We start from the raw sequence: 11464 nt of genomic DNA on the forward strand, positions 1-11464 counted from the left end.
TTCCCAAGACATTGGCGTAAAATTTCAGAAAAATGTAATTGGAATTTAACTTCCCTATTGAATGTCTAACGAATTCAGTAGTTTTGTGCCCTAATTATTTTTTAATGGCAATAGTTTCCTCATTAGGCTTAATTTTTATTACCTGTATCGTTATTTGGCGTGCATGCGATGGCTTTGAAATGGCTTCCGATTATTTGGGAAGAAACATGAAAGAAGGTATGAAAGGTGCTACTATTAATGCGATAGGAAGCAGTTTGCCCGAACTGTTTACCACGCTGTTTTTTCTATTTGTGTTGAAAGATAGAGATGGTTTTTCGGGCGGAATTGGAACTACAGCCGGAAGTGCCGTTTTTAATGCAATGATTATTCCCGCAGTAGTGATTATGGCTGTGATAGGAAAAGGAATTGTAGATCGTATTGATGTGTCTAAAAAGGTCATAAAACGTGATGGAATTTCACTTATTTTATGCGAATTGGTATTGATTCTTCTGATTACAGATACAACTTTGTATTGGTATCACGGACTCGTTTTAATGCTTTTATACGGAATTTATATTACGTATATGTTGCTAAGTCAAGGTTCAGGGACAGTTGCTAATGAATATGAAGCGACTGCAAATGGCGGAAATCGAACCGTAGCTTTTTTTAAAGGAGATTTTGCGACGACAGTTTTAGGAACGGAAAAAATTAACTTGGCCAAAGCCTGGATTTTAATGTTGGTTTCTGTATTTTTTATCGGAATTGCCTGTTATTGGTTGGTAGCCGCTTGCGAACAATTTGGTGACGCAATTGGCATGCCCGTTTATTTTGTTTCGGTGGTGTTGGCTTCGGCTGCAACGAGCGTTCCTGATACCATTATTTCATGGAAAGATGCAATGAAAGGGAATTATGACGACGCTGTTGCCAATGCCTTGGGAAGTAATATTTTTGACATTTGTTTTGCGCTTGGTTTTCCGTTATTCCTTTTTACGTTGATCTACGGACCAATTACCATGAGTCCTGAAACCTTAGAAAATGTGGGGCAATTGCGTGTATTGTTGTTAATTATTACCATTGTTGCCTTCTTTATTTATTTGGTTCCAAAAGCTATAAAAAAGTCACACGGGTATTTTTTAATTGCGTTGTATGTGCTCTTTGTAATTTATATTATTTTGAAAGGAATGGAGAGTAATTTAGCAGTTATTACTAGTATTTCAGAAGTGCTTTCTTCAATTTCTAATTTCTTTAGCGGATTGTTTTAGTATCGTTTCATTTCAACAAACTCAGTTTGGACGTTTTTAGATTGTTAGTAGCGAATTTGCCTGTTAGATCGCTTAGTTCTTGGTGTCTTTTTGTGAATAAACTTTCGCTTAAAAACTTCATTTTCAAATTAATACAACAATAAATCAACTAATTTAGCACAACAGAAACAAAAGTATTCGGCATTATTTTTGGTGCGATTAAAGCATTAACATTAAAACCGATATATTATGAAAATGTCCAGAAACACCAATTCTGGTATTAACGCAGGCTCTATGGCCGACATTGCGTTTTTACTACTCATCTTTTTTTTAGTGACGACTACTTTTGAGGAAGATCAAGGAATAAATAGCGTCATTCCAAAACCGTGTCCCGAAGGAACAGATTGCAATTCAATGATTCATGAAAAGAATGTTTTTACAATTAAATTGAATCGAAATGATCAATTGATGGCAAACAGCGAAGTCGTTTCTTTAGCTGAATTGCGCGAAAATGTGAAATCGTTTCTTGATAACAATGGCGATCAATCTTGCAATTATTGTCAAGGTTTAAAAAAGGAACATTTGTCAGAGAATCCGAAGAAAGCAATTATTGCTATTCAAACCGATCGTGAAACGTCATATAATACCTATGTAGGTGTTCAAAATGAATTGATGAGCGCCTATTACGAATTGCGTAAAGAGCTGAGCAAAACGAAGTTTAATAAAGAAGTTGAAGAGTTAACTGAAGAAGAATTGAAAATACTCAAAGAATCGTATCCGTTTCGAATTACGGATGCGGAATTGAAAAAATGATTTTTGAGTTCCTTAAAAAGTAAAAGCCCGATACAGATTCGTATCGGGCTTTTGTAGTTTAGTAATAGCTTTTTTTACTGTTTGATAAACTTTTTAGTGAGTGTATTTTCTCCATCAAAGATTTCTATAAAATAAACACCTGATTGTAATTTGTTCAATCGTATTTGATTGTTTACAGTTCCAGAAGCAACCGCTTGTCCATATAAGTTACTAATTTTATACGTTTGCGCTGTTCCGTGTGCTAGTTTTACGTTTAAAACGTTACCACGAACAGGATTTGGGAAAATAGTTAATGTGTTTGCTCCGCTTGAAGCTACAATTGTAGTGCTATCTTCTTTATGTTTCGTATTCGTAGTTTCTTGACGTGCTGCTAATGTTGTATTTAATGAAATATTATCAATTGCAACATCTGCTTGCCATGTTCCGCCAGTAATTCTGTTGAAACGCAATTGTACACTTCCACCAACATATTGAGAAAGATCTACATCAGCAGTTAACCATTGGTTTCCTTTATTGCCTGATTCTGACCAAATACTTGTCCAAGATAAACCGTTGTCATTGCTAATATCTAAGGAAATAGTTCCCATGTCATTTGAACCAAACATGTGATAGCTAAAGCTGAATGAGGCATTTATTTCGTTTGATAAATCGTAACATGGCGAGTTGATTACCGCTTGTTTGTTTGGAAAACCTGTTCCATTTCCAGAAGCTTCTACATAGATATAAAAGTTTCCAGCTGTTGCGCTTGAAGGACCAGTATTGTTTGATGGTGTTCCGTTCGCATCAACTGTCCAATCAGTATCATCTTGTCCCGATTGTGTCCAGTCACCAAGTGTATTTTCATAGCTTTCTGCGTATGGAAATGTTCCAATTCCGTTAGCACAACCTTCTACGGTAACTTCTTCATCTAGTAAGCTGATGTTATCAATTGCGATATCTGCTCTCCAGGTACTTCCTGTAACTCTATTGAAACGTAATTGTACATTGCTTCCTGTATAAGCCGAAATGTCTAAGTTGGTCGTTTGCCAAGCATTTCCTTGATTTCCTGTTTGTGTCCAGATAGAAGTCCAAGTAGCTCCGTTATCTTCACTAATTTCAACATCAAGTGTTCCCATATCCGTTCCGAACATGTGGTAACTAAAGCCAAATGTTGCTGCTGTTAATTGAGTTAAATCAAAACATGGTGATGTTAAAATTGCTTGCTTGTCAGGATATCCTGCTCCATTTCCAGAAGCTTCCACATATAAATAGAAATTCCCGTCTATTGCACTATCTGGTCCAGTTCCGTTTGATGTTGTTCCGTTACTATTAATAGTCCAATCAATATCATCTTGCGTAGATTGTGTCCATGCTCCTAGTGTGTTTTCAAAACCTTCTGTGTATGGAAATGTGCTTATTCCGTTTGCACAACCAATTCCAACTTCTTCTACAGTTACAGTACGTGTTACTTCTGCGGCAGCATTTCCAGCAGCGTCAGAAACATTATAACGAATTGTATAAATTCCTGCTGTTGTAGTATCAACCGTTCCGCTAATACTGATATTTGCAGTGATGTTTCCATCAAGATTGTCTGTTGCAGTTGCGCCTAATTCTGTGTATGAATCACCAACGTTTAAGTTGATGTTAGCGTTTCCGTTTAAGGTAATGACAGGAATTGTAGTGTCTGCTTCTACAGTTACAGTACGCGTTACTTCTGCGGCAGCGTTTCCAGCAGCGTCAAAAACATTGTAACGAATTGTATAAATTCCTGCTGTTGTAGTATCAACCGTTCCGCTAATACTGATATTTGCAGTGATGTTTCCATCAAGATTGTCTGTTGCAGTTGCGCCTAATTCTGTGTATGAATCACCAACATTTAAGTTGATGTTAGCGTTTCCGTTTAGAGTAATTGTTGGGACCGTTTCGTCTACAGGTTCTACGACATTCACTGTTCTTGTAACTTGTGCCGCGTCATTTCCTGCGGTGTCTCTTACATTGTAGAATATTGTGTACGTTCCAGCCACAGCTGTATTTACCGTTCCAGTAACTTCAATAAGATCTGTAATATCACCATCTACATTGTCTAAAGCAGTTGCTCCTGCGTCTGTATATGAGTCATTTACAAATAATTGAATTGGGTTTTCTCCTACTAAGGTGATTAATGGCGGAACTGAATCTGGCTCAGGCGATACAATATTTACCGTATAATCTTCGACTTCTCCATAGGTGAAAGTTTCGCAAGGTGATGGTAACGCATTGTATTTCATTGCAATACGAATTCGTGTAACACCATTTGAAACCGCTGTAGGAATCGTTATTGTTCCACTTACAGGTGTTTGCTGCGTATTTCCTTGTGTCCATACTTGTTCTCCTGGATCTGTAAAATCTCCATCTTGATTATAGTCGATCCATGCAGCATACGATTCATTGTATACGGTTCCTGTCCAAGTTGGAGTAACCGTTAAAACATATTGTCCGTTTTTTACTAATTCTGTAGATATATTAGTGAAATCTGAATAGAATTGGGCATTAGAAGCATTGTCAATATCTCCAAGTTGAACTCTGCTTATAAATTCATCATTTACATTGGTACTTTGTGAGTCGCAATAGATAAGTATCACGTTTTCCTGTGTTGTTACGCTTATTTCATTGCTTGTTGCAGATTCGTTTCCGGCAGAATCTATTGCAGTTAACCTGTAAGTATACGTAGTATTTGGTGTTAATCCTGTTACGACAAAGTTGGTTACTTGCATAATGGTTTCTCGTAGTGTACCATTTTCATATATGTTATATCCTACTATGTCTACATTATCAACTGATGTTGTCCACGATAAGTCTGTTGTGGTTTCTGTAGTGTTATTAGCTATTAAATCCGTTGGTGCTGTTGGTGGCTCTGTATCTTGTGAAAGATCTGTTACAATAGAAATTGTTATTGAGCTAGAGAAATATCCACACGTTCCTGCGGTATATGTGATTACATAATCTCCTGGTGTTGAGTTGGCTGTATCAATTTCTCCTGTAGTTGGATTGATTACAAGTCCGGCAGGCGCTGTAAATGCTCCGATTGTAGCAGGATTCATAAGAATAGGTGTTGGATTTGGTCCGTTGATAGCATACATACTTGCTAAATACCCAAAACCTGCATAATTGTTATAATGTGTGTTGATGAAGTTTAGTACAACTGCCGCGTAATCTTTAGCAAAAGGGACTAAAGTTTGTGGACGCGTATCGTACACTTGCCCATTGTATGTTCCTAAATCACGGACACGACGGTTGACTTCGGTCATGATTCCATCAATGCTTCCTGATCCACCAGTTCCGTCATTGGCACCATTTCCTGATCCGTGTCTACGGTTGTTGTAAAAATCACCATCAAAGTAGGCGTTTCCGTTTGGACGTGTATCATCACAAGTTCCGCCACCATTGTTGGTTGCACTAGGAACCGTTCTGTAACCACTTGTGCTTCCACAACCTGCATAGCCTTGACTTGCATAGAAAGCTCCGTCAGCATCTTGAAACATTTGTCCTAAACTGCTATTTCCTCTTACGAGTTCTTCGTGTGATAAGTTGCTTAAGTTATCGTTTATTAGATTTCGTATCGTAGATTTATTGATAATGTCTGAAGCATTTAAGTTTGCAGTATTTAATTCTCCCGATGTAATGTTGTATCCTGCTTCTATTCTTGGAACAGAATGACTTTGACCGTGTAAATCAATATACAATCCTTTTCCCCAGTTTGCTTCTATGGAAGCACTTGCCTGATCGATGTATCCGTGAAAAGCATTCCAATGATCGGCTGCATTTGCGTTTCCACAAGTAGCTTCATTAATTTCACGATTTGGGTCTAGTTTTGATCTGTGTAGGTTATTGATAATGACGTGTGCATAACAGCCTGTTAGCTCAAAAATTTCTTTTTGAATTTCACGTACTAAAATGTCAGTATTGTCATCTCTTTCGTTTGTTCCACAACTTCTATCTGGTAATGAACTATCATTATCTGGATAAAATATTCCTCCTATTGTTTGTCCTGATTGTTGTACACCTCCATGTGGAGCTGAGATAATGATTGGTAAGTTTCCTGGAATGTACTCAATGTAATTTCGCGAATCACCTGTTGTTTGTTCATAAAAAGTTGATACGCCTGGAGTTTGTGCTTGTAAGTACGAGGTAAGCAAGCATAACACCACAAAGTGTAGAATTTTTTTCATAGTTTTTGATAATTAGGTTAAGTTCAAATAGATCATTTTGGGAAAAATAATCTGTCAAAACAGCTTTTATTTTTTGAAATATGCATTTAGGGCAAAATGTACATTTCGAGGGCTATTTTTTATACTATTATAAAGCTAGTTTCATTTGAAGTGTTCTCTAGAGTATTTAGCTGACTGTTACAAAACCATCGTTTAATCGCACTATTTTATCGTTTAAATGCACTTTTTTACGAAGAAACACATCAAAATGAAAAAATAAATAAGATTTAAGCAGTGAATGTTTTGGGTTTTACCTTAGTGATTTTAAGGTTTAAACTTATGTTATTGCAGATTTCGGAATTTTTAGTGGTGTTCTTTAATTTTTTTTAATAAAAAAGGCGTCTTTTTTCAAAAACGCCTAAATTACTTAATCGATTGTTGTTTAACCTTTTAACGATTCTACATGAAACATTGGATTTTCATTGAACTTTTTCCAGTCATTTTCTAGGTCTTTATAGAGTGTATCAATAGCAACTGTTTCTTCTTCAGAGAGTTCTATTCGTTTGTTCTTTTTTAGTTTAATGATGTAATCCATCAATTTGTAACAAGAGGTAAATTGTCCGCAGGCAATCAATGCGTCCATTCGGTCTTTTTGAATGTCTTTTTCATCCCACCAAAGTGTGGTTGGCATTTCGGAAGCAATTAATCCAATACTAGTTAATAATGTACTTGGTGCAGGACTTATGTTTTTGTTGAAACTGAATGATTTGCTATATGCAGTTTTTTCACCATTTAATTCATACACTGTCGATGTAATTATTTTGTGGCGCAAACTCGGATCAGAATATAACAGCTTGTAGTTTAAACGTCTTATTTGTTTTAGAAAGATATCATTCACCATTATTACTGTAGATGAAATGCGTTCGGTGAGCATTCGCTGAATGAGTCCGACTCTGAGTTTACGAAAACTGAGTACATCATCTACCAAAGGCGCAGGTACATTTTTCTTGAATAATGATTTTAGAGAACCAATAATTGAACTTTTGGTCATTCCGGCAACTAAACCAAAAATACTGAGTAATAAACCGATTCCTGTAAAGATTCCTCCAATTATATATAGCGCTGGCCACGCTTTTCCTTTGAAGATTTCCATTGAGTTGAGTACCATCAATACTACACCTAACACTAATATGATTATGTATAAAGGTTTGATTTTGAAATAGTCTAATACTTTTGAAATAACACTTTTTATGCTTGAACTTTCATCTTTTTTCTTAGGTTCAGGTTGCCAAGGATTCATTTTAAAACTTCCTACATCGTTCACCACTATGAGATCGAGTTCTTTTTTGAGTTCATCATCGCGTTTTCTTGCTATGCTGATGTTCATCATACTTCCAATTCCTTGATTGTCAGCAATTCCTCCATCCATAATTCCGACACCATCGGCAAAACGTTCTAAGCTTTTTACATTTTTATATGCGGGCGAACTTTGATTTTTTATGTAATCATCAGGAAATACCAACGGTTCAAATCCTAAAGGAAAACAGGAAGAAGATGCTGTAATATCTCCTAATTGTAACTGCCCTTCTAGTTCGTTTAAATGTTTGTTACTTAATGGTTTGTTTGCAAATAGTCCACAGTTTTGGAACCGGAATGCCAATCCAAAAGAGAATTCTGTTGAGTTAAAGCAGACATATTTTAGATTTGCTGTTTTTTCTTCATTTAAAAATAGATCAAAACTTCCTTTGTACACATCCATGTCTGCATAGGTTAATGCAAATGAGTTGATGAGCGAACGTTTTTTATGCGGATTGTCCTTCCAAACTTGATCGTTTCCTAGTTTTGCAATGGCAGTTTCTAGTAGTTTGTCATTTCCAGGTTTGAAATTATCATAAAACTCATTGAAAAATGTTTTAAAATCGAAGTCCTTTTGTTGAGAAGCTTTTGAAAATGCTACGCCAAATAATGTTCCACCACTTACTGTACTCATAGCTTCTACACTATCTAGTAATGGTTTTCCTTGGTATTGAATTTTATCGTAATAGGAAACAACTCCTAACGAAAAAAATGTGGCACGATATCCGCCGCCACTAAAGCAAAGTCCAATGTTTTTAAAGGGAATAAAGTCTTTTGACATAATAGGTGTATATGGTTAGTTATTCTTTGTTGTTTTTATAAAAAGGCTATATTCTATTGGGGAAGTCTCTCAAATATAATGATTTACCTACATAAAAACCAAAAGGATAGCTTTTTATAGACTTTCCTTTTGGCGTTTACTGTTTAATTATAGGTGAGATTATTTCTTTTTTGCTGAAATATCTGGCGCGTTTAATACGCCCCAAGTTGCTTTCATTTTAACAATGTGTTTGGTGGCTTTCATCTTTTCCAAGATATTATATACAGAATTATATGCGGAGTCTAATGCGCCAACAATCCAACCGTGATGTACTGAACAACATTCGCCCGCAATATTTAATGCACCTCCAAATTCGGGTGTTAATAGTGTTGGATATAGGTTTTTGAATTGCCCTGGACTGAATAATGCAAATGCGCCACCGCCTGCATGTTGATCCCAAAACCATGTTTTTGTCGTGGTTTCCTTGTCGTAACCTGCAAAGTGTTCGTAAATGTCAACTTCTGGATACATGAATTGAATTCCTTTTAAGCATTCATTTACACGTTCTTCGTCCGTTAATGCGCCCAATCGTTCTGCATCTTGTGCCCAAGAATAGATTTGTAATACTCCTTTTTCAGCATCGTATCCGTAGGATGGATATACTATTTGTCTGTTGGATCGATCGCTGGCAGAAACTCCTAAACCAGTTTCGTATTGACGTTCTCCAATGTCTTTCCAAAATTGCTTTTTGAAGGTTATAAATGCTTTGAATGATGGCATATAGTTACATTCGCGCAATGCTCTGGATTTTGCAAATGATAATCCTTCAAAGAAGTTTTTATGTTTTTGTCCATTCAAATACGCGCCATTTGGCAATGTACTTATTACATACGCATATTCTTTTTGTAGCGCTTCTGTTTTGCCATGTTCGTTTGTGTGTTCAATATTTAAACGCATTCCGCCATTATTGTCAAACAACTTCCCATCATATTCCGCTTGTGTTACTTTATGTTGCATAAAGACACGTTGTTTTTCTTTTCGTTCTACAGGTTTCGTATTGGCATTTCCTTTTGGATCTGCTGGCGGAACCGTTGTTGGCGGTTCAGCATCTTCGGTTAGGTTTGGTGGTGAATATCCATATTCATTGTTCTGTCCTTTTTCCATTCCGATGAGTACTTTTGCTAAATATCCATCGTCTAGCGTTATACCATTATCAAGATTTAAAACAGCTTTACAAGCATCTGGAAAATGCTGCATTCCGTCGTTCATCGTAATCATATATACATTTGGATCCGATGAATCGTACGAATTTTTACTTCCATCCCAATCATATACAGCAATGACCATTTCCACAAAAGAAACACTATACATTCCTGTTCCTACATTTAAAGTTTCCAAATAACTGGCAACATTGTACGATAAGTTTTCGCAAGGTGCGCCCATTGCAGGATCGTAGTATTCTTCCAAATCTGCCAAGGTAAACACGTTTGTCAAATATGCCCACATGGAATAGTTGTCATAACGCATTAGTTTAGCAAAACCCGTTTCAAACGATTTGTTGATTGCTTCTAAGAATGGACCGTTTACTTTGTCAAGAATGACATTTATAGGCAAATATTTGTTTCCGTTTTCGTCTGTTTTTTCAGTAACCCATACTTCTTTTAAATCGCCTCCTTGAGTTTCACCGAAGTTGAGCGAATTTAAACTCGCATCTTTCGCTAGTATTGGCGCTTTCATGTTGTTGTAACGCAAACGTTGATAGTCTGAATTGTAATAGAATTTTCGCCAACGCAGCATTTTATCTGTCAAACCGTTGCGTTCTAATACATAGTTTAAAGATAACGCCAAATGTTGTACTGGCAACATATCATCTGAGAATTGCGGAATTCGCATGCCTCCTACTTCGCCATATAAACCTTTATTTTCTTTGCTTTTGGGATCGTAATCGGTAGAATACCAAGTATCAATTCGTCCACCAACACGATCGGAAGCTTCAAAAACTTCAAATTCAATTCCTAGTGATTGTAAAATGAGTCCTGCGTACATTCCGGCAAATCCGCCACCAATAATTCCCACTAAAGGTGTTTTTTCGTCTGTGACTTCCACAATTTGCTTTTTTAGCAAACCGATGTTTTCGTCGTTGGAACGTTGTTTTAGCAATGTTTCTTTGTAATCTTTCCCGTGATTTTCAATAATCCAATCGGAAAAAGCTCTACGAACAGAACCTTTCTTTTTTTTCCCTTTTCCAGCAGCTGGATTTCCAGGGTTGAATGATAAATAACTCATGTACTATATATGGTTTTGAGGTTAGTTGTCAGTTGTACAACTGATAGTTTCAAAGTTACCAAACTCAGCAGGATTTAGCAATAGGCGTTTTTACGTAATTTTTTGTTTAGACTAATTTTGTGTTTTAGATCGCTGAGGCTCTTAGATTTTTAGCTTATTTTTTGAATCGTCTTTGCGAGAAAGTATGACGAAGCAATCTGTTGCATTAAATAACGGATACGTTATACGATAAACAGATTACCACGCTTACGCTCGTAAAGACGTTTCATAGTGGCGCTTCAAACCCAAGACGTCTCTTGGAGTGATTTTTCGAAATAGAATGGAGAAAAATTGTATTTCGACTGCGCTCAATAGAACTATCGAGAAGTACTCAGATTTCAAAGCTGTTCTCGACACACCAAATCATAGATTTCGCACTCGAACTGACGTTTAGAGTTATTAAGAGTTTAGACCAATTCGTAGTTACACCGCTTTGCACTTGGTGTTTTTGGTAAATAAATTTTCGTTTAAGACGTCAGTATCAAATTAAAAAAAGAAAAGAATCAAATGGATTAAACTGATGTAAATTTACATTTTGAAGTGGTAAAAGTGAGTTGTTGATTGCATGATTAAATAACTCTAAGTCTGTAATTTCCATAAGTCATATATATTAGTTATTTTAGATGTCCCAAATATGAGCATGTTACAGAGACTTTTTTTACGATATAATCGGTTGTTTTTCACACAGCCTTCTACATTTTTATGCGGTCTTTGTATCTTTTTTCTATCTGCACAATTTTCACTTAGTTTTGGGCAATCGAAACAAAATGAGATTGTTACTCTTGAAAATATAGATTTTGAAAATACGAAAGAAGTTTCACTTA

The 11464-nt window shown here is 36.2% G+C and carries 6 protein-coding genes; 2 read left to right on the plus strand and 4 right to left on the minus strand.

What is annotated here, in order from left to right:
• Nucleotides 1-104 precede the first annotated feature (104 nt).
• Both AB8B65_RS17540 and AB8B65_RS17545 read left to right on the plus strand, forming a co-directional pair.
• Entirely contained in the window at nucleotides 105-1241 is a 1137-nt protein-coding gene (locus AB8B65_RS17540) for a sodium:calcium antiporter (RefSeq protein ID WP_405302583.1), read from the plus strand.
• Nucleotides 1242-1469: 228 nt separating this feature from the next.
• Nucleotides 1470-2033, plus strand: coding sequence for an ExbD/TolR family protein (locus tag AB8B65_RS17545; RefSeq protein WP_405302584.1), 564 nt, complete (start codon nucleotides 1470-1472; stop codon nucleotides 2031-2033).
• A 74-nt stretch (nucleotides 2034-2107) separates the two neighbouring features.
• On the opposite strand, the gene AB8B65_RS17550 is transcribed toward AB8B65_RS17545, so the two are convergent.
• From AB8B65_RS17550 to AB8B65_RS17565, 4 genes are all read right to left on the minus strand, one after another.
• Nucleotides 2108-6220 (minus strand): immunoglobulin-like domain-containing protein, encoded by a 4113-nt coding sequence (locus AB8B65_RS17550; RefSeq protein WP_405302585.1) that lies wholly within the window; start codon nucleotides 6218-6220, stop codon nucleotides 2108-2110.
• Nucleotides 6221-6641: 421 nt separating this feature from the next.
• Nucleotides 6642-8336, minus strand: coding sequence for a patatin-like phospholipase family protein (locus tag AB8B65_RS17555; protein WP_405302586.1), 1695 nt, complete (start codon nucleotides 8334-8336; stop codon nucleotides 6642-6644).
• Between the two features lie 159 nt (nucleotides 8337-8495).
• Complete coding sequence (locus tag AB8B65_RS17560; protein WP_405302587.1) at nucleotides 8496-10601, minus strand: flavin monoamine oxidase family protein; 2106 nt, start codon at nucleotides 10599-10601, stop codon at nucleotides 8496-8498.
• A gap of 618 nt (nucleotides 10602-11219) precedes the next feature.
• A partial coding sequence (locus tag AB8B65_RS17565) for a hypothetical protein (protein ID WP_405302588.1) occupies nucleotides 11220-11464 on the minus strand: 245 nt, incomplete at its 5' end.

Source organism: Kordia sp., assembly GCF_045105435.1.
Classification (GTDB): domain Bacteria; phylum Bacteroidota; class Bacteroidia; order Flavobacteriales; family Flavobacteriaceae; genus Kordia.

Bases quoted from the DNA above. Each gene is read 5' to 3' on its own strand.
- AB8B65_RS17545 (WP_405302584.1), top strand. From the start codon at position 1,470: ATGAAAATGTCCAGAAACACCAATTCTGGTATTAACGCAGGCTCTATG.
- AB8B65_RS17540 (WP_405302583.1), top strand. From the start codon at position 105: ATGGCAATAGTTTCCTCATTAGGCTTAATTTTTATTACCTGTATCGTT.
- AB8B65_RS17550 (WP_405302585.1), bottom strand. From the start codon at position 6,220: ATGAAAAAAATTCTACACTTTGTGGTGTTATGCTTGCTTACCTCGTAC.
- AB8B65_RS17555 (WP_405302586.1), bottom strand. From the start codon at position 8,336: ATGTCAAAAGACTTTATTCCCTTTAAAAACATTGGACTTTGCTTTAGT.
- AB8B65_RS17560 (WP_405302587.1), bottom strand. From the start codon at position 10,601: ATGAGTTATTTATCATTCAACCCTGGAAATCCAGCTGCTGGAAAAGGG.